Here is a 19,539-nt window from a genome sequence, read left to right as displayed (position 1 = left end):
GAACCGGGGTCGGCCCGATGCTACCCGGACCAGGTGAACTCCCTGACGAGGCAGGGGCGCTTCGGGTCGAACCGCCAGCCGGGGACGAGGTACTCCATCGCGGCGGCGTCGTCGCGGTCGCCCAGCCCGTACCGGACGTAGAGGTCGTGCGCCTCCTCGATCCGCTCCTCGTCGACCTCGACGCCGAGCCCCGGGCCGTCGGGCAGCGCGATCTCACCGCCGGAGATCCGGGGCGGCTCCTTCGTCAGGCGCTGGCCGTCCTGCCAGATCCAGTGGGTGTCGATCGCGGTGATCTCCCCGGGCGCGGCCGCGGCGGCGTGGGTGAACATCGCCAGCGACACGTCGAAGTGGTTGTTGGAGTGAGAGCCCCAGGTCAGGCCCCATGCCTGGCAGAGCTGCGCCACCCGCACCGAGCCGCGCAGCGTCCAGAAGTGCGGGTCGGCGAGGGGGATGTCCACGGCGTCCAGCCGGATCGCGTGGCCGAGCTGCCGCCAGTCGACCGCGATCATGTTGGTGGCGGTGCGCAGGCCGGTGGCGCGGCGGAACTCCGCCATCGTCTCGCGGCCCGAGTAGCCGCGCTCCGCGCCGCACGGGTCCTCGGCGTAGGCGAGGACGTCCCTCAGCTCGGTGCCGAGCCGGACGGCCTCCTCCAAGGACCAGGCGCCGTTCGGGTCCAGGTTGATGCGCGCCTCGGGGAACCTCTCGGCGAGCGCCCGCACCGCCTGCGCCTCCTCCTCGCCCCGCAGGACGCCGCCCTTGAGCTTGAAGTCGGCGAAGCCGTACCGCTCCTGCGCCGCCTCCGCCTGCCGGACGATCGCCTCCGGCGTCAGCGCCTCCTCGCGCCGCACCCGCAGCCAGCCGTCCGCCCCGTCCGGTGGTGCTTCGTACGGAAGGTCTGCCTTGTTCCGGTCGCCGACGTAGAACAGGTAGCCGAGCACCGGGACCGTCCGGCGCTGGACGCCGTCGCCGAGCAGCGCCGCCACCGGCACGTCGAGGAACCGGCCCATCAGGTCGAGCAGCGCCGACTCGATCGCGCTCAGCGCGTGGACGGCGATCCTGGTGTCGTGGGTGAGGGAGCCGCGCCCGCCCGCGTCCAGATGGCCGAACGCCGCGCGGATCCCGCCCAGGATCTCGTCGGACCGTCCGATGGGCCTGCCCACCACCAGCTCGCGGGCGTCCTCCAGCGTCCACCGGATGCCCTCGCCGCCCGGCACCTCCCCGACGCCCGTGGCTCCGGAGGAGTCGGTGAGCAGCACCAGGTTCCGCGTGAAGAACGGGCCGTGGGCGCCGCCCAGGTTGAGCAGCATGCTGTCGCGCCCGGCGACCGGCACGACCCGCATCCCGGTCACGACCGGTGTGCTCACCTCGGTACCCCCTGGTAGGCGATCGGCCGCTGGAACCGCTCCACGGCGAGGCTCCCGACGGACGTCGTCCGCGCGTCGGACGTCGCCGGGTACGGTCCGCCGTGGACCATCGCGTGCCCTACCCGGACGCCGGTGGGCCATCCGCCCCACAGGATCCGTCCGGCGAGCCGCTCCAGGACGGGCAGCAGCCGCTCCGCCGCCTCGCCCCCGCCGTGGATCGTCGCGGTCAGCTGGCCCTCCAGCCCGCGGGCCAGGCCGATGGCCTCGTCGAGGTCGCCGCAGCGGACGACGAGCGAGCAGGCGCCGAAGACCTCCTCCTGGAGGTCGGGCCCGAAGTCCCCGGCGTCCACGGCCGCGAGGGCGGCCCGGCACCCGGCCGCCGCCTCGGGGGCCCGGCCGCGCGCCAGGATCTCCACGCCGGGACGCCGTTCGAGCCGCTCGACGCCTTCGGCGTAGGCGCGGGCGATGCCCGGCGTGAGCATGGGGGCTCCCGGGTCGGCCTCGATCGCCGACGCCGCCGCGTCGAGGAAGGCGTCGAGGCCGGGCCCGCCGACCGCGAAGACGAGCCCCGGATTGGTGCAGAACTGCCCGGCCCCGAGCGTCACCGAGCCGACGTACTCCTCCGCCAGTCCGGCGGGACGCTCGGCCAGCGCGTCCGGCAGCAGGAAGACGGGGTTGACGCTGCTCATCTCCGTGTAGACGGGGATCGGCCGCGGCCGCGCCGCCGCCGCGCCCGCGATCGCCAGCCCCGCCTTCCGGGACCCGGTGAACCCGACGGCCTGGACCCGCGGGTCGGTGACGAGCGCGATGCCGAGCGTGGGCCCGTCCCCGTAGAGCATCGAGAACACTCCCCCGGGCAGCCCGGCCTCCCGGACGGCCTCCGCCACGGCCCGTCCGGCGAGCTCGCACGTGCCGGGGTGGGCGTCGTGCGCCTTCACGATCACGGGGCAGCCCGCCGCGAGCGCCGCGGCGGTGTCGCCGCCCGCCACCGAGAACGCCAGCGGGAAGTTGCTCGCCCCGAACACCGCGACGGGTCCGAGCGGCACCCGCCCCTGCCGGATCTCCGGCACGCCCTCGCCCGCCGGGTCGACGCTCACGGCCGTACCGCCCGCGAGGCCGGCGCCCTCCGGCGGATTCGCGCCGTAGCGGGCGGTGGCGCCGGACGGCGCAGCGCGCAGGTCGGACGCGAACAGGCGCAACTGCCCCGAGGTGCGCGCGACCTCCCCGGTCAGCCGCGCGGCGGGAAGCCCCGTCTCGGACGCGGCGCGCTGGACCAGCTCGCCCGCCTGGTCGTCGAGCCGCCCGGCGACCGATTCGAGGAGCGCAGCCCGCTCCCGCGGCCCCGTGGCGCGGTAGGCGTCGAACGCCTCTTCCGCGAGGGCGCAGGCCCGGTCCACCTCGGCGTCGCCGCCGTAGCGGTACTCCGGTGCGAGCCGCTCACCGGTGCGGGGATCGACGGCGGTGATCGCCTCCCCCGTGCCCGTGACGTGCTCGGATCCGATCAGCATCTGCCCGGTGAGCCGCGCCAAGATCCCGTCCTCCCAGGTCCGGCGGAGTGCCTGAACCCGGACGATAGGAGACGCGATCGATACCTGTCCAACACGAAAAGCGCATCGTTCGATGCGTCACGAGTATCGATAACGCGGACGGCCGCGCGATCGTGATCGCGCGGCCGTCCGGTGGCGACGGGGTCAGTCGCGGGTCAGCTTGCGGTGCGTGACCCGGTGCGGGCGGGCGGCGTCGGCGCCCAGCCGCTCGATCTTGTTCTTCTCGTAGTCGGCGAAGTTGCCCTCGAACCAGAACCAGTTCGAGCCCTCTTCCCACGCGAGGATGTGCGTGGCGATGCGGTCGAGGAACCACCGGTCGTGCGAGGTGATCACGGCGCACCCGGGGAACTCCAGGAGGGCGTTCTCCAGGCTGGACAGGGTCTCGGTGTCCAGGTCGTTGGTCGGCTCGTCCAGCAGCAGGACGTTGCCGCCCTGCTTGAGGGTCAGCGCCAGGTTGAGGCGGTTGCGCTCGCCGCCGGACAGGACGCCGGCGGGCTTCTGCTGGTCGGGGCCCTTGAACCCGAACGCAGCGACGTACGCGCGGGACGGCATCTCGACCTGGCCGACGTTGATGTGGTCCAGGCCGTCCGAGACGACCTCCCACACCGTCTTCTTCGGGTCGATGCCGCCGCGGCCCTGGTCGACGTAGGCGATCTTGACGGTCTCGCCGACCCGCAGGTCGCCCGCGTCCGGCTGCTCCTCCCCGACGATCATCCGGAACAGCGTGGTCTTGCCGACGCCGTTCGGGCCGATGACGCCGACGATGCCGTTCGGCGGCAGGTTGAACGTCAGGTCGTCCATCAGCAGCCGGTCGTCGAAGCCCTTGGTCAGCTTGTCGGCGACGATCACCGTCTGCCCGAGCCGGGGGCCCGGCGGGATCTGGATCTCCTCGAAGTCCAGCTTGCGGTGCTTGGCGGCCTCGGCGGCCATCTCCTCGTACCGCTCGAGGCGCGCCTTGCTCTTGGTCTGCCGGGCCTTGGGGTTCGACCGGACCCACTCCAGCTCGTCCTGGAGGCGCTTCTTGCGCTTGGCGTCCTTGTTGCCCTCGACCTTGAGCCGGTCGGCCTTCTTCTCCAGGTAGACGGAGTAGTTGCCCTCGTAGGGGTAGCAGCGGCCCCGGTCCAGCTCCAGGATCCAGGTGGCCACGTTGTCGAGGAAGTACCGGTCGTGGGTGACGGCCAGGACGGTGCCCTCGTACTTGGCGAGGAACTGCTCCAGCCACTGGACGCTCTCGGCGTCCAGGTGGTTGGTGGGCTCGTCCAGCAGCAGCAGGTCGGGCGCCTCCAGCAGCAGCTTGCACAGCGCGACGCGCCGGCGCTCACCACCCGACAGCTTCGACACCTCGGCGTCGCCGGGCGGGCAGCGCAGCGCGTCCATCGCCTGGTCGAGCTGGCTGTCGAGGTCCCAAGCGTTGCGATGGTCGAGCTGCTCCTGCAGCTTGCCCATCTCCTCCATCAGCTCGTCGGAGTAGTCCGTCGCCATCTTCTCGGCGATCTCGTTGAACCGGTCGAGCATCGCCTTGGTCTCGGCGACGCCCTCCTGGACGTTCCCGAGGACGTCCTTCTCCTCGTTCAGCGGAGGCTCCTGCTGCAACATGCCGACGGAGAACCCGGGCATGAGGCGCGCGTCGCCGTTCGAGGGCTGTTCCAGACCGGCCATCATCCGCAGCAGCGTCGACTTACCGGTGCCGTTGGGCCCCAGGACGCCGATCTTCGCGCCCGGAAGGAAATGCAGGGTGACGTCGTCGAGGACGACCTTGTCGCCATGTGCCTTGCGCACACGCTGCATCGTGTAGATGTACTCGGCCATGCCGTCAAGACTAGGGGGTCCTGGAACCTCTTTATCGCGCCGCGCCCCCACTCACCCCCCAACACACCTCACCCCGCACCCCACACGCCTCCGAGCCCCCCACAACACCCCCACCACCAACCACCTCCGCGCCCCGCCCCCCGCCGCCGGACCACCAACCCCGCCCTACCCACCCAGCCATCAACCGGTTGGACGCCCAAGCCCCCGAGACCCAACCCCGTAGGCCGCCCACCCCCACGTCCCCGCACCACAGCCCACCCCCGAGCCCGACTCAAATCACCCCACCCGTAACACCCCACCAACAAAATCCGGCCAGCAAGATCCGGCCTCGGCATCACGCCCCCTCAAGGCCCTCCCGACCGGCTCAAGCCGCCCCCGCGCACCTCCAGCCACCAGAGAACCCTTGGCCAGCGAGCCGCTCGGGGCGTCCCGTCCACAGCACCCCACCAGCGAGGTTCGGCCCCGGCTTCGACCCGGCAACACCCCCCGACCCGCTCAGGACGCCCAGAGCGCCGCACAGCCACCAGGGAGCCCTGACACAGCCTTGGCCAGCGGACCGCTCGGATCACCTCACCAGCGAGGCCCGCCCGCCCCCGGCTTCGACCCGGCAACACCCCTCGACCCGCTCAGGACGCCCAGAGCGCCGCACAACCACCAGGGTTGCCCCGACACAGCCCAGACCGGCGCGCCGCTCGGATCACCTCCGCCCACACCACCCCGCCAGCGAGGGCCAGCCCGGCTTCGCGACCCGTCAAAACTCCATGACCCGCTCGGGACGCCCCGTGCGCCGCACGGCCACCTGGGAGCGTTGGCGCGGCCTTGGCCGGCGGACCGCTCGGTCGTCCTGTGCGCAGCACCCCCGGGGAGGGGCTGCCGGCGCGGTCAATTGTCGGAGGGCTTGGGGCCCTCCAGAGCGGGGAGGCATACGCGGTCGCGGCCCGAGGACTTGGCTCGGTAGAGGGCCAGGTCGGCCGCCGCCAGCAGTTCCAGGAGGTCCTGGCCGTGGGTGCGGAACAGCGAAACGCCCACGGAGACCGTGACCGTGACGGTCCCCTCCTCGGCGGGGACGGCCAGGCGGCGCACCCGTCCGCGGAGGCGTTCGGCCACGCGGCAGGCCTCCACGGTGTCGGCGCCCGGCAGCAGGACGACGAACTCCTCGCCGCCGAACCGGCCCACCACGTCGTAGTCGCGGAGCTGGTGGCACAGGGTGCTGGCGACGCCTACCAGTACCTGGTCTCCGACCAGGTGGCCGTGAGTGTCGTTGACCCGCTTGAAGTGGTCGATGTCGATCAGCAGGAGCGCGACGGCGTCGTGGGTGCGCAGGGCCCTGGACAGTTCGGTGTCGGCCTCGCGCTGCCACGCGGCGGCGTTCAGCAGGCCCGTCTTGGCGTCGGTGCGCGCGGCGGCCTGGAGCTGCTGGTGCATCAGGCTGCGCTGCAGGAGCATCACCGGCGGCAGGGCGAGCAGCAGCAGGCCCAGCGAAAGCGCGCTCGTGATCGCCACGAGGATGCCGACGCAGAGCTCCACCACGTCGAGCAGGAGGCTCTCACGCGTCCACAGGACGTCCCGCCAGCGGCTCTCGGGGTCGGCGGCGTGCGCGGCGACCGCGACGATCGCCGTGTTCACCACCGTGAACAGCGCCGCGCAGCCGACGGCCGCCGGGATGCCCGGGTAGGCGTCTACGACCCATTGCGGCGCTCCCTGCAGCGGATCGGCCACCACGAGGTGGAACACCACCGACGCGCACGCCCCGGCGATCCCGTGTGCCGCGGCCACGAGCGCACGCCTGTAGATCAGCGTCCGGCGGACGCGGAACTGCAGGAGCGCCTGCAGCGGCACCGGTATCAGCAGCGCGTACACCGGCGGCAGTAGTAGCGCGACCGGCAGCCACCAGGCCGACAGCAGGTCGCGCGCGACGCCCGCCGGCATGCCCAGCCTGCGCGTCGCCTCGATGCACACGGCGCCGCACGCCAGCAGGGCCGCGAAGGTCATCAGATCGTCGCCCCGGAACGGGGTCTCAAACAGCCCCGCGACGGTCAGCCCCAGATGGACGGCGACGACCACCGGTACGTAGACAACGAGCAGGGACGGACGCCCAGGTCGCGCCCTGCGCCTCGGCCTGCGGGCCAGCTCCCCACCACGGTCCTCGGCGGACGACTGCACTGCCGTCATCCTTCCCCCTTACGCCCATCACGTTGTGTAATACGATAGTTGCAACGTGTGCGGAACGGGCGTGAAACAGGTACGTTCGGGAACGCCCATGCGGGTGACCGTTCTGATCACCGGCGCCCGGGCCCGATTTCTCACGAGGCCCGGCACTTCCTGAGGGGGACCACCATGCGCGGCGTTTCCTGGATCTGACCTGCCATAAGGCACCGACGACACGGGGGCGCCCAGACTCACCACTCCACGCCCCCACCACTCCCCCCAGGCATCTCAAGGCCGCCCCCTGCCCGGCCACGGACCTCTTCCGTGGCCGGGCAGGCCCGGCGACCTCATGGCAGCCGAACCCGCCGACCGACCTCGTCGACCGAACCAACGGCCGAACCTGGCCGCTGTGCTCACCACCCAGACTGACGGCCGAACCCGGCCCGTGGCCCTGGCACCCGACCTGACGGCCGAACCTGGCCCCTCGATGCCACACCCGGCCTGACCGCCGCCCCCGGCCCACGATGCGACACCCGACCTGCCGACCGAACCTGGCCTTCGGCCTGGCACCGAACCTGGCAGTTACACCCGGTGGCCCGACTCGCCGACCGAACCTGGCGACCGAACCTGGTGATCGGGCCCTATGGCCCGAGCTGGCGACTGAACCTGGCGGTCAGGTCCGCAGGGCGCGCGCCTGGCAGGTCGGCCCGGCTACCCCGTCCGGTGGCCCGGCTCGGCCACGGGGCCTAGCGACCGGACCTGAGAATTCGAGCTTGTGGCCGAGCTGGTGGCTGGACCTGGCGGTCGGTCGGGCCTGCAGGGCGCGCGCCTGGCAGGTCGCCCCGGGACCTGGTGGCCGGGCGCTGGGGGCCGGGCCGGTGGCTGGATCTGGTGGTCGGGCTCGCAGGGCGCGTCTGGCAGGTCGGTCTGGGGCCGGGTGGGTGGGCCGTTGGCGGCCGGGATTGAGGGGCAGGGGCGGTGGGGGGATGCGGATTAGGCGGCTTTGGGTTCTTCCTCTTCTTCCGTAGGGGTGGTCAGGGCCCATTGGTCCGCGGTTTCTCGGGCCAGTTGGCGGTCTTCGTCCGTCAGGGGGCCGCTGCGCTGGGCGGGGCGGTAGTCGACCGTGCCTCGGGTCAGGTCGGGGCCCAGGGTGGTGGCCTCGACCTCGGCGGAGAAGCGCCACTGGTCGTCGCGCTCGTACTGGCGTATGCGCAGGCGGCCGGTGACCAGGACCGGGGTGCCGCGCTGGAGGTCGGACGCGTTGACGTTGTCGGCGAGGCCGCGCCAGCAGTTCACCGTGACGTACAGGGATTCGTCGTCCTGCCATTGGCCGGTCTGCCGGTCGTAGCGGCGGGGCGTGCAGCCCACCCGCAGCGACAGGAAGGGGTGGCCGTTGGCCGTCACGGCGTAGCGGGGCTCGGCCGCTACCCAGCCGGTGATGGTGACGTGCGCCTCGTTCATCGCGTCCTCCGTTGTCTCGCGTACGAGGACAACGGTGGCGCAGCGGCGGTGGAGCGGGCCGGGGGTCGCCGAATTGTGGATAACTCAGCCGCGGCCGAGGGCGACGTCGACGTCCCGGCGGAAGCGGGCGTAGACCTCCAGGTCGTCCTCGATCGGGACGATCACCTTCTCGCGGGCGACGCGCTCGATCCCCTGGCGCATGTGGTGCTCCATCTTCTCGCCGTGTTTGGCGGACGACAGCGCGACCATGTTCCGGCACGCGGACGCGGTGAGCCAGCCCATCCCGAGCGTGCACACCGCCAGGATGGCGACGTAGGGGATCAGTCCCGCCTGGCCGATGAGGCTGTCGGGGTCCTCGCCGCCGAGGTCGAGCAGGCCGTAGGCGACGAGCAGGCCGATCCACACGACGCTGAGGGCGGCGACCAGGATCAGGAAGTACTGCCAGGTCTTCACCAGCCACCACCAGCGCGGCACCACGTTGAACGTCGGCAGGGCCTCCTTGAGCGACTCGCCGAGCGCCTCCGGGATCTCGGGGGCGTGGGAGCGGGCCGCCGCGCGGACCGAGCGGCCCCAGTGCGGCGGGAGCTCGGCGGCCACGCCCTCGGTGACGGCCTGGAGCGCGTTGTCCACGTCGCCCTGCTGGGCGCCGATCGGGCCGGTGAAGGCGTTGCGCAGCTCCTCGCGCAGCTCGGTGAGCCGCATCCGGCGCAGCGGGTCCGAGCGGAGCCTGGTGATCATGGCGGCGACGGGCCAGCCGATGAAGTCGGCGGCGCGCAGCTCGTAGGCGCTCTCCATGGCCTCGGCGACGGCGGGCGCGCCGGCGGCGTCGGTGAAGGCCTGGATGAGGTCGGCCTTGCGCCCGTCGTCGACCGTGACGGGCGGCTCGGTGTCGAAGCGGTAGCCGGTGAAGCTCTCGGCGGCCCGGTCGACGTCGGCCGACAGCCGCTCGGTGCGGGCGCGGCGGGCGGCGACGGCGTCGACGAGGGTGTCGCGGAAGCCGTGCACGCCGTCCTCGGCGACCGCGGAGGTGGTGACGATCCGCGGGTCGGCGAGACCCTCGGCCTCCAGGAGGCGGCGCAGGTCGGCGACGCAGTCGTCGATCTCGTGCGGGGCGAGCCGGTCGACCTGGTTGAGGACGATCAGGGTGACGCCGGTGTGCCGGGCGAACGGGACGATGTAGTTGCGGTGCAGGGCGGCGTCGGCGTACTTCTGCGGGTCGACCACCCAGACCAGCAGGTCGGCGATGGTGACGAACCGGTCGACCTCGGCGCGGTGCATCGCCTGGATGGAGTCGTGGTCGGGCAGGTCGATCAGGACGAGGCCCTGCAGGGAGGCGTCGGCCCGCTCGTCGAGGGCGCTGGCGCGGGCGTAGCGGTGGCGCTTGTCGACGTCGAGCCAGTCGAGCAGGGGGCCCGCGCCGTCCAGCCCCCAGACGCACGCGTGGGCCTGCGACGTCATCGGGCGGCGCATGCCGGTCGGCGAGAGCTCGAGCCCGCAGATGGCGTTGAACAGCGACGACTTGCCGCTGCCGGTACCGCCGGCGAGGGTGACGACGGTGTGGTCCCCCGACAGCCGCAGCCGCTGCCCGGCACGCCGCAGCAGCGCGTCGGCGCCGTCCAGGACGGGCTGGTCGAGCCGTCCGAGGCCCGCCTGGACGAGCCGGTCGAGGCCGTTGAGCCGGTCGACCAGCGCGGGCGGGCCGGCGGGCTCGGGGGCGCCGGGGCCGGGCACGCCGGGGATCAGGGTCTCGCCGGTTCCCGCCGGGGAGTTGGCGGGGATGGCCGAGGTGGTCATCGGGCAACCTCGAGGTTGTAGGTGGCCTGGTACAGCTGGACGGGGACGGTCTCGTCGGGGATGCCGGCGGAGTCGAGCACCTGCCCGAACCGGATGGCCTCCTCGTCGAACAGCATCCCGATGCGGCTGCGCAGGTCGGCGCGGGCCTTGGCGCCCATGCCGCGCAGGGACTCGGCGCCGAACAGGGCCTTCAGGAGCCGCTGCGGGACGGCGCTGTTGCCGCCCTCCACGGCCACGTCGGACGTCCCGTACCCGAGCAGGCCGACCATCAGGACGAGCGAGACCGCCTCGGTGTCGAACGAGACCAGCTTCGCGACCGAGCGCTTGGTGACGCCCTGCGTGCGGATCAGCTCCTGGACGTGGTCCTGCCAGGCGCTGACGGCCCGGGTGACGCGCCGCGACAGCTCCGGGGAGACGTGGGCGAGGGCGGGATCGGCCCGGGCGAGCACCTGGGGGCCCGCCGGGTGCTCGCGCCAGCGGGCCATGACCTGCTCGGCGCCGTGCTCGGCGGAGGCCATGATCAGCGATTCGAGGCCGCTGCGCAGCGCCGCCTTGAGGGCGCGCACGCGGGCCGGGCTGCGGTTGCGCCGGTTCGCGCCGCGGCCGCGCCGGGGCCGCTGGACGTGCAGGGCGCGCAGCAGGTCGCCGGTGCCGGCGAAGTCCTGCCAGCGGGCCAGCACCTCGCCGCGCAGCAGCGAGCCGTTGCGGGTGGCCTCGTCCAGTTCGGCGAGGGCGGTGCCGTACCCGGCCTCGATCTCCCTGGCCAGCTCGGTGCGCCGCTCGACCTGGGCCTCGACCTGCCGGGCGACCTCGGGGACGCGGGTGCGGAAGCTGTCCAGGACGGCGGCGAGGGTGTCGCTGACGACGATCTCGCGGTCGTCGGCGTCCTCGGCGACGCCGGTCAGCCAGGAGCGGATGTCCTCGACGGCCTCCTCGGGGAGGCGGCTGTCCTCGATCCGGGTCTCCGGAATGGTGAAGCGCCGCGCGTCGCCGACCTCGTGCTCGTCCAGCATCTCGGCGAAGTGGTCGACGATCTCGCCGCCGCCCGCGCCGGCGCCCTGCGGGACGCGCGACAGCACGACGCCGATCGTGGCGCCGTTCTCCTTGGCGCGCTGGAGCATCTGCCAGACCTGGGCGTCGGCGTACCGGGCGGCGGTGGTGACGCACAGCCACAGGTCGGCGGCGGCCATCAGCTTGGTCGCGAACTCGTAGTGGTCTTCGAAGACGGAGTCGAAGTCGGGGCTGTCGAGCAGGGCGAGCCCGGGCGGCAGGACGTCGCTGGCGATGATGACCAGCTGGTCGCCCGCGATGGCGTCGGGCGCCGGGCCGCGGACCCGTCCCATGCCCGGCAGGAGCGGCCCCTCCATGAACCACTGGACGTGGTCGGGGTGGCAGACGAGGATCGGGCTGCTGGTGGTGGGGCGCAGCACGCCGGTCGCGCTGACGCGGGCGCCGACGAGCGTGTTGACCAGGGTGGACTTGCCCGCGCCCGTGGAGCCGCCGAGCACCACGAGCATGGGGGCGCCCGCGGCCTGGACGCGCGGCAGGACGTAGTCGACGAGCTGGGCGCGCAGCTCGTCGCGGGCCTCGCGGGCCTCCTCGACGCCGGGGACGTCGAGGAGGAAGTCGAACGCGCCGAGCTGCTCGCGCAGGGCGGTCAGGGCGCGCACCAGCTCGCCCCGGTTGACCGTGGCCCCGGCCCTGGGGGCGCGGCGACGGCCGCGCCTGGGCCTGGAGTCGGCCTTCTGCTCGGCGTCGTCGGAAGCCTCGTTGGTCGCGGAAGGCTCGGCCGCGCTCCCGGAGGTCTCGGCGGCGGGGGGCTGGACGTCCTCGGCCTCGTTCTCGGGCACGGCCTCGCCGGCCGCCGAATCCCGCTTCGAGGTCTCCTTCTTGCGTGCCGTGGCGCGGCCTCCCCTGCCCCTGACCCGCCGGCCCTTCGCGGGCGCGGCCTCACCGGACGCCGCGGCCTCACCGGACGCCGCGGACTCATCGGACGTGGCGGTCTCACCGGACGCCCCGGACTCCCTGGACGCCGTGGTCTCCTCGGACGCCGCGGCCTCGCCGGGGGCGGGCTCCTCGACCCCGCGGCCCGGGCCGGCGCCGGCCTCCTCGTCGTGGACCGTGCTCTGCTCTGCGGGGGGTGTCACGGATCCCGTCCCATGTCCGCTCGAATCATGTCGATCTCTCGTGCCACGTTGACCACGTCGCCCACGACCACGATCGCCGGGGGCCGGACCTCTCCGGCGGCCATCTCGTCGGCCACCGTGCCCAGCGTCGCCGTCAGCGCCCGCTGGCCGGGAAGGGTGCCGTCCTGCACCACGGCCACCGGCGTGCCGGACGACCGACCATAGCGCATGAGGGCGGCGGCGATGAGCCCCATCCGCTCCACCGCCATGAGCAGGACGAGGGTGCCGTTCGCGCGGGCCAGCGCCTCCCAGTCGACGGTCGAGTCGGGGTGCCCGGGCGGGACGTGCGCGGAGACGACGTGGAACTCCTGCGCGACGCCCCGGTGGGTGACCGGGATGCCCGCGGCGGACGGCACGGCGACCGCGCTGGTGATGCCGGGGACGACCGTGACGGGCACGCCGTGGCGCGCGCAGTACAGCGCCTCCTCGCCGCCGCGCCCGAACACGAACGGGTCCCCGCCCTTGAGCCGGACGACGAAGCGGCCCTGCCGCGCGTGCTCGACCAGGTACTCGTTGATGCGGTCCTGGGTGACCGTCCGGCCGTAGGGGATCTTGGCTGCGTCGATCACCTCGACGTCGGCGGCCAGCTCGTCCAGCAGCCCGCCGGGGGCGAGCCGGTCGGTGACGACGACGTCGGCCATGGCGAGCAGCTGGCGCCCGCGCACGGTGATCAGGCCCGGGTCGCCGGGCCCGCCGCCGACGAGCGCGACGCCCGCGGGCTTGCGCCGGGAGTGCCGGGATTCGAGGGCGCCGTCGCGCAGGCCCTTCACCACCGCGTCGCGGATGCCGGCGGCGCGGCGCGGGTCGCCGCCGAGCAGCACCCCCACGGTCGCGTCGCCCGCGTGGCCGCTCGCGGGCGTCCAGGCCGGGGACGACTCGGCGTCGTCGGCCCGGACGGACCAGATCCGCGCGTCGTCGGCCTCCGCCACCACGTCGCCGTTCACCTTGGCGTCGTCGGTGACGGCCTGCACCAGCCAGGCGCCCGCGCAGTCGCCGGGCTCGTAGCGCCGCCGGTGCCAGGTGATCCGGCCGCGTTCCGCGAGGCCCTCGAGGGTGGCGGTGACCGAGGGGGACACGAGGACCACCTCGGCGCCCGCGTCCAGCAGGGCGGGCACGCGGCGCTGGGCGACCCGGCCCCCGCCGACGACGAGGACGCGTCGCCCGCCGAGTCGCAGGCCAAGCAGGTACGGGGGCACGGTGGTTCTCTCGGACGGGGTGGCGGACAGTGGCTTTGTGGAACAAAGGTACTCGGCTCGGGGAGTCGGTGGAGAGGGGCTCCGCCCGTTCGATAGCCGAGCGTGACTCATTCCGTGATCACGTTGTTACGGCCGCCCGGCGTCCTTCTCGCTCACCCCGGCGGAGTCGAACGTGGCGACCTCGCGCAGGACCCGGGCCGCGCCCTGGACCAGCGGCAACGCGAGCAGGGCGCCGGTCCCCTCGCCCAGGCGGAGCTCCAGGTCGACCAGGGGCCGCAGGCCGAGGTGCTCGACGGCGGCGGAATGGCCGGGCTCGGCCGAGCGGTGCCCCGCGACGCAGGCGCCGAGGGCGTCCGGGCACAGCGCGGCGGCCGCCAGGGCCGCGGCGCCGGCGATGACGCCGTCCAGGACGACCGGGACGCGCATGGCCGCCGCACCGAGGACGAACCCGGCGATGGCGGCGTGCTCCAGCCCGCCGACCGCCGCGAGGACCTCCATCGGGGCCCTGCCGTGCTCTCCGAGGAGTCCGTGCCGCGCCAGTGCGGCGCGGACGACCTCGACCTTGTGCGCGTGGGTGGCGTCGTCGATGCCGGTCCCCCGGCCGGTGACCCGCTCGGGCGGCAGTCCGGTGAAGGCCGCGATCAGCGCGGCGGACGCGGTGGTGTTGGCGATCCCCATGTCCCCGGTGATCAGGCACCGCGCGCCCTGCGCACGGAGGTCGCGGGCGACCTCGATGCCCGCCTGCACGGCGCGGCGGGCCTGCTCGGCGGTCATCGCGGGCCCCGCCGTCATGTCGGCCGTCCCGGGAGCGATCTTGCGGAGGAGCAGGCCGGGGGCCTCGTCGAGTTCGGCGGCGACGCCGATGTCGACCACCGTGACGTCCGCGCCGACCTGGGCCGCGAACGCGTTGACGACGGCGCCGCCGGCCAGGAAGTTGGCCACCATCTGCGCCGTGACCTCCTGCGGCCACGGCGTTACGCCCTGGGCGTGGACGCCGTGGTCGGCGGCGAACACGGCGACGGCGGCGGGCTCCGGCAGCGGCGGCGGGCACTGCCCGGCGAGCCCGGCGAGCCGGACCGACACCTCCTCCAGGACGCCGAGGGACCCGGGGGGCTTGGTGAGCCGGGCCTGGAGGTCGCGGGCGTCCCGCATGGCCGCCTCGTCCAGGGGGACGACGGAGGCGACGGTCTCCTCGATCAGGTCCATGGCGTCCTTTCCGATGTCAGATGCCCAGTTCACCGAGCACCTCCAGTAGCCGGTCGTTGGACGGACGGTCGCGCACGGCGATCCGCAGCCAGTCTGAGCCGAGCCCCGGGAAGGTGTCCCCTCGCCGGACGGCGTAGCCGCGCTGCCTTAGCAGTGCCCTGACACCCAGGGCATCGGGCAGGCGCAGGCACAGGAACGACGCACGCGCTCCGGGCACGACGTGCAGGCCCCTTGCGGTCAGTTCCGCGGCCAGCCGTTCGCGTTCGGCGGCGAGTTCGACGGCCCACGCCTCGCCTTCGGCGACGGCCCCGGGTCCGGAGCAGGCCTCGATGGCGGTGAGCGCCGGGGTGGACACGGCCCAGAGCGGCTGCGCCTCCGCCAGCCGCCCGACCAGGGAGGGGTCGGCCAGGACGTACCCGGCGCGCAGCCCGGCGAGGCCCCACGTCTTGGTCAGGGAGCGGATGACCACGACGCCCGGGGGGAGCCGGTCGGCGAGGCTCTCCGGCTCGCCGGGGACGCAGTCCATGAACGCCTCGTCGACCACGACGGTCCGGCCGGGCGCGGCCAGCGAGACGAGCGCCTCGGCCGGGTGCAGCACGGACGTCGGGTTGGTCGGGTTGCCGATCACGACGAGGTCCGCCGCTTCCGGGACGGCCCCGGGGTCGAGGGTGAAGTCCCCGCCGAGGACCAGCCGCTCCACCTCGTGCCCGGCGGCGCGCAGCGCGGCCTCCGGCTCGGTGAACTGCGGGTGCACCACCACCGCCCGGCGCGGGGCCAGCACGCGCGCGAGCAGCACGAACGCCTCCGCGGCACCGGCGGTGAGCAGCACCTCCTCCGCGGACCTGCCGTGCCGCCCGGCGACCGCCTTGCGGGCCGGGCGGGGGTCGGGGTAGGCGGCGAGGTCCGCGACGGACGCGCGGATCCGCTCGGCCAGCCATTCGGGGGGCGTCCCGGTGCGGACGTTGACGGCGAAGTCGGCGAGGCCGTCGCCGACCTCGGCGTCCCCGTGGTGGCGCAGGTCCACCGCGGCGGGCCCGGTCACGGCCGGTCCGCCCCGTGGTAGAGCAGCGCGTTGACGGCGGCGGCCGCGACCGCGGACCCGCCCTTCTCCGAGACGTTGCTGAGCTGCGGCAGCCCGCTCGCGCGCAGGGCCTCCTTGGCCTCGCAGGCGCCTACGAAGCCCACCGGCAGCCCGATAACCAGGGCGGGGTCCACCCGGCGCGCGATGATCTCGAAGATCGCCTCGGGGGCGGAGCCGACCACCCAGACCGCGCCCGGGCCCACCTCCGAGTACGACAGCCGGACGGCCGCGGCCGAGCGGGTGATGCCGGCCGCGCGCGCCATCCGGGCGGCGGCCGGGTCGGCGGCGTGGCAGACCGCCTCACGGGCGGTGATCCCGGCGGCGGCCATGCCCTCGTCGGTGACGATCGGCGCACCGGCGCGCAGCGCGGCCCAGCCCCGGGCGAGGGACTCCTCCGCGGTCACCAGGTCCACCGCGTACTCCAGGTCGGCGGTGGCGTGGATCACCCGCTCGGCCACCGCCCGCCAGAGCGGAGGCATCGGGGAGAGGTCGACACGGGACCGGAGGACCTCATAGGAGCGGACCTCGATCGGGTGGGGACGGCGGACGGTCAACTGCGCTCCTCCACAACTCCGGGCAACGCGGAGATGGTCTCGATGGGGCGGCTCGTCTGGGAGGGCCGCCGGTCCGGGGTCCGGGCGTCCCGCTCCCCCCACACGACGATCACGGGCTCCCCCGCCGCGTCCGGCGGGTCCAGCGGGGCGGCCTGGAGCCGGACGGCGTCGGCGGCGAAGCCCTGCCCGCCCAGTTCGTCCAGTATGGCCTGAGCCTCGCCGGCCGTGGCCAGGACGACGATCCGGGACGGGCGCAGGGCCGCGCAGACCTGGACGGCCTCGGGCCCGCCGCGGCCGAGGAAGACGGCGTCGGGCACGGGGAGGTGCTCGGCGCTGGACCGGACGTCGCCGGACGCCATCGCGACCTTGACGCCGTGCAGGCGGACGTTCTCCCGCACCCGCGCGGACGCGGAGTGGTCGCGGTCGACGGCGATCACGGCCGCGCCGAAGCGGGCGCACTCGATGCCCACCGAGCCGTCGCCGGACTCCACGTCCCACACCATGTCGCCGACCTTGGGGCCGAGCTTGGCGAGGACGAAGGCGCGCACGTCCGGGCGCGGGCCCGGGCCGCCGCCGAACGCGGCCTCCGGCAGCGCCCACCCGGCGGGGCCGAGCGCCGCCCCGCCGATCCAGCGCGCTTCTCCCAGCGCGTGGCGGTTGTCCAGGACGAGGACGACCTCGGGGTCGTTCCACGGACGAGTGGTCGCCTCTGCGGGACGGACGTAGACGACCCGTTCCTTGGGCCCGCCCAAGTCCTCGCAGACGATGAAGGAGCGCGGCGTGACAGGGAACAGCGCGCGCGCCAGTTCGGCGGGCCCCGCGCCCGGCTCGGTGAGGACGGCCACCTTCGGATGGGCCCGGCATGCGTTGACGGCCTGCCTCAGATGCCCGCCCTTGGCGGAGACGACGAGAGCGTCGTCCCAGGGCAGCCCCGCTTGGGCGAAGGCCCGCGCCACCAGGGGCGTCCCAGGAAAGGTCTCTGGGCCGTGGCCGTTTTCTAGCAGCTCGCGGACGACGCCGAAGTACCCGGGGTCGCCGTCGACGACGAGGACGACGTCCTCTGCGGTGACATCGACGCCTTCGAGCGCCGCCATGAAGTCCGTGGTGGCGACCGTGCGGGCACCCGGCGCCAAGGACAGCCCGTCCAGGTGCGCGGCGGCGCCCACCACCAGCGTGGCGCTGTCCAATGCCGCCCTGACCCCGTCCGGGAGCGGCGACCCGTCGCGGCCGATGACCGTCAGCATCGCTACCTGGCCATTCGCCCGTACATGCCGACCATGCGGTCTCCTGCCGCGTCCAGGAGCACCACCTGGGCGGCGACCGGGCTGGCCGTCGTGCCCGCCTCCTCGGCGGCGAGGCGTTCGAGGCCCTCCGCCGTCCTGCGGCACAGCTCGCGCCCGCACGGACCGAGCCTGCCCGCGGCGTCCCACAGCCCGTAGACGTCCTGGACGGTCTCGGCCTGCGCCACCCGGCCGGCCAGTGCGGGCCCGCCGTCCATGTCCAGCGTGATCGATTCCAGCAGACCGGCGGCGCCGCCGAGGAAGGCGGCCTGCTCCGCGATGCCGGCGACCATGACGACCTGCCCGGTCCCGTCCTTGACCGCCTCCCGCAGCCGCTCCGCCGAGACCGGGACGAAGCACGCGTCCGGCAGGTTCGGCAGCATCCGGCGCGCGGCCTCCCGCGCGCCCTCTCCGTACATCACGAGCGTCCTGTCCGCAGCGGTCACCTGTGCCGTCCCTCCTGGTCGTCGGCCACGAGCTTCCCGGAGGCGCCGCCGGAGCCGCGCGCTGGCACGCCGACGAGGGGCGGATCGGCCGCGGCGCGCTCTCCTCGCCTCGCCCGCCGCGCACCGCCGACCGTACTGCGCCGGCCGCCCCACAGAATAGGCTGTCGCGGTGAGCTACCAGCGCCTGTCCCCGGACGAGCGGCGCGCCCAGATCCTGGCCGTCGCGCGGCGGATGTTCACCGAGCTGCCGTACGCCGAGGTGTCCACGGCGGCGATCGCGCGGGAGACCGGCGTGCAGCGCGGTCTGATCCACTACTACTTCGGAACCAAGCGCGAGCTGTTCCTCAAGGTCGTGCAGGGGCTGACGGCGTCGGCCGCGATGCAGGCCCCGCCGCCGGACGAGCGGCTGACGCTGCCGGCGGCGGTCGAGCTGTGCGTCGACCTGTTCCTCGACACGGCCGAGCGCAACGCGACGACGTGGTTCGCGGCGCTGGACGCCGAGGGCTTCGGGCAGGACCCCGAGCTCCTGCGCATCGTCAACCGCTTCCGGGACGAGACGGTCGAGCACATGCTCGCCGTGCTGGGCGTGCCCGAGCCGACCGAGACGCTGCGGGCCGTGCTCCGCGTCTACTCCGGGCTGGCCGACGCGGCCACGCGCCAATGGCTCCAGGAGAAGACGCTCGACCGTGACCAGGTGCGCACGCTGCTCACCCGGTCGCTGCTCGCGCTGGTCAGCGACATCGGCCCCGCGCTGGAGAAGCCCGGGGAGGCTGACGCGGGCTAGCGGCGGGGTAAGCGGAGCGCCGTGCCGACGGTCCCGGGGACGGCGAACCAGACGGCCTTCCCGCGGACGGGCGGGCCGAGCCGGGAGAGGGTGCGCCGCAGGCCCCAGCGCCCGGCCGACAGCTCCCGGACGATGCTGAGCCCGCGCCCGCAGTCGCCGGATGTCCACGAGTAGCCGGGCAGGCCGGCGTCGGCGTAGGTGTCGAAGACGGCGCAGCGCACCGCGCCCGCCGTCCCGTCCCCGGTGTAGACCCACAGCTCGTGCGGACCGTGCTCGCCGGCGTGCTGGTGGGCGTTCGTGGCCAGCTCGCTCACCATGAGACGGGCGTCGGAGATCCCGTCCGGCGGCACGCCGAGGGAGGCGAGGGCGTCGCGAAGGACGCCGCGGGCGTAGCCCGCTCCTCCCGGGCCGCCCGGCAGGGCCCACACCCACCCGGGCACGCCGTCGCCGCGGACGGGGTCGCGGCCCGCCATGGCGTCGGCCATCGTCTCGGCCGTCAGGTCGGCTGGGATGCTCTTCACGGTTCCTCCCGAGGAATCGTGGGCGTGGGGAAGGGGGTGCGGCCGCGAACCGTCGTCACTGTCGGTCCGCGTCCGATCACGCATTCAAGCGTCTCCTGAGATTCTCACAACCGCAACACCCTTCATGGAATTGCTCTGACCTTCCTGCCGGGTTCGTCAATC

The 19,539-nt window shown here is 73.9% G+C and carries 15 protein-coding genes; 1 reads left to right on the top strand and 14 read right to left on the bottom strand.

The genetic code is table 11. The features are described 5' to 3' along the window. Nucleotides 1-20: 20 nt before the first annotated feature. The 13 genes from FKD65_RS34435 to FKD65_RS34375 all read right to left on the bottom strand — a co-directional run bounded on the left by FKD65_RS34435 (nt 21) and on the right by FKD65_RS34375 (nt 18,072). On the bottom strand, nt 21-1,364 hold the full coding sequence (locus FKD65_RS34435; protein ID WP_240809745.1) for an enolase C-terminal domain-like protein: 1,344 nt from the start codon (nt 1,362-1,364) through the stop codon (nt 21-23). After that, nucleotides 1,361-2,893, bottom strand: a complete 1,533-nt coding sequence (locus tag FKD65_RS34430) for an aldehyde dehydrogenase (NADP(+)) (RefSeq protein WP_240809744.1) — start codon at nt 2,891-2,893, stop codon at nt 1,361-1,363. The genes FKD65_RS34435 and FKD65_RS34430 overlap by 4 nt, the downstream gene beginning before the upstream one ends. Nucleotides 2,894-3,055: 162 nt before the next feature. Next, nucleotides 3,056-4,720, bottom strand: coding sequence for an energy-dependent translational throttle protein EttA (gene ettA, locus FKD65_RS34425; protein WP_141582694.1), 1,665 nt, complete (start codon nt 4,718-4,720; stop codon nt 3,056-3,058). 882 nt (nt 4,721-5,602) lie between these two features. Beyond that, nucleotides 5,603-6,892 (bottom strand): GGDEF domain-containing protein, encoded by a 1,290-nt coding sequence (locus FKD65_RS34420; RefSeq protein WP_141582692.1) that lies wholly within the window; start codon nt 6,890-6,892, stop codon nt 5,603-5,605. A gap of 969 nt (nt 6,893-7,861) precedes the next feature. Next, nucleotides 7,862-8,329 (bottom strand): single-stranded DNA-binding protein, encoded by a 468-nt coding sequence (locus FKD65_RS34415; RefSeq protein ID WP_141582690.1) that lies wholly within the window; start codon nt 8,327-8,329, stop codon nt 7,862-7,864. A gap of 84 nt (nt 8,330-8,413) precedes the next feature. Continuing rightward, on the bottom strand, nt 8,414-10,123 hold the full coding sequence (locus FKD65_RS34410; protein WP_141582687.1) for a GTPase family protein: 1,710 nt from the start codon (nt 10,121-10,123) through the stop codon (nt 8,414-8,416). Further along, complete coding sequence (locus FKD65_RS34405; protein ID WP_240809743.1) at nt 10,120-12,270, bottom strand: dynamin family protein; 2,151 nt, start codon at nt 12,268-12,270, stop codon at nt 10,120-10,122. Before FKD65_RS34405 ends, FKD65_RS34410 begins: the two co-directional genes overlap by 4 nt. Then, entirely contained in the window at nt 12,267-13,505 is a 1,239-nt protein-coding gene (cobA, locus tag FKD65_RS34400) for a uroporphyrinogen-III C-methyltransferase (protein ID WP_240809742.1), read from the bottom strand. The genes FKD65_RS34405 and cobA overlap by 4 nt, the downstream gene beginning before the upstream one ends. 126 nt (nt 13,506-13,631) lie before the next feature. Next, nucleotides 13,632-14,744: a nicotinate-nucleotide--dimethylbenzimidazole phosphoribosyltransferase gene (gene cobT, locus FKD65_RS34395; RefSeq protein ID WP_240809741.1), complete on the bottom strand. Its 1,113-nt coding sequence runs from the start codon at nt 14,742-14,744 to the stop codon at nt 13,632-13,634. Further along, nucleotides 14,728-15,753, bottom strand: a complete 1,026-nt coding sequence (cobC, locus tag FKD65_RS34390) for an Rv2231c family pyridoxal phosphate-dependent protein CobC (protein ID WP_141582683.1) — start codon at nt 15,751-15,753, stop codon at nt 14,728-14,730. Before cobC ends, cobT begins: the two co-directional genes overlap by 17 nt. Beyond that, nucleotides 15,750-16,346, bottom strand: coding sequence for a precorrin-8X methylmutase (locus tag FKD65_RS34385; protein WP_141582681.1), 597 nt, complete (start codon nt 16,344-16,346; stop codon nt 15,750-15,752). Before FKD65_RS34385 ends, cobC begins: the two co-directional genes overlap by 4 nt. Then, nucleotides 16,343-17,590: a bifunctional cobalt-precorrin-7 (C(5))-methyltransferase CbiE/decarboxylating cobalt-precorrin-6B (C(15))-methyltransferase CbiT gene (locus tag FKD65_RS34380; RefSeq protein ID WP_141582679.1), complete on the bottom strand. Its 1,248-nt coding sequence runs from the start codon at nt 17,588-17,590 to the stop codon at nt 16,343-16,345. Before FKD65_RS34380 ends, FKD65_RS34385 begins: the two co-directional genes overlap by 4 nt. Nucleotides 17,591-17,592: 2 nt before the next feature. Next, a complete protein-coding gene (locus tag FKD65_RS34375; protein ID WP_141582677.1) occupies nt 17,593-18,072 on the bottom strand; it encodes a hypothetical protein in 480 nt (159 codons plus the stop codon). A 169-nt stretch (nt 18,073-18,241) separates the two neighbouring features. Here FKD65_RS34375 and FKD65_RS34370 point away from each other — a divergent pair, with 169 nt between their 5' ends. Further along, nucleotides 18,242-18,856, top strand: coding sequence for a TetR/AcrR family transcriptional regulator (locus FKD65_RS34370; RefSeq protein ID WP_141582675.1), 615 nt, complete (start codon nt 18,242-18,244; stop codon nt 18,854-18,856). Here FKD65_RS34370 and FKD65_RS34365 read toward each other — a convergent pair. Continuing rightward, on the bottom strand, nt 18,853-19,377 hold the full coding sequence (locus FKD65_RS34365) for an ATP-binding protein (RefSeq protein WP_141582673.1): 525 nt from the start codon (nt 19,375-19,377) through the stop codon (nt 18,853-18,855). The genes FKD65_RS34370 and FKD65_RS34365 overlap by 4 nt on opposite strands. Nucleotides 19,378-19,539 lie beyond the last annotated feature (162 nt).

The sequence above is a fragment of the Actinomadura sp. WMMA1423 genome (genome assembly GCF_006547145.1).
Lineage (GTDB): Bacteria > Actinomycetota > Actinomycetes > Streptosporangiales > Streptosporangiaceae > Spirillospora.
Note: the sequence above shows the minus strand (reverse complement) of the source record. Positions and strands in the feature narration are given on the sequence as shown.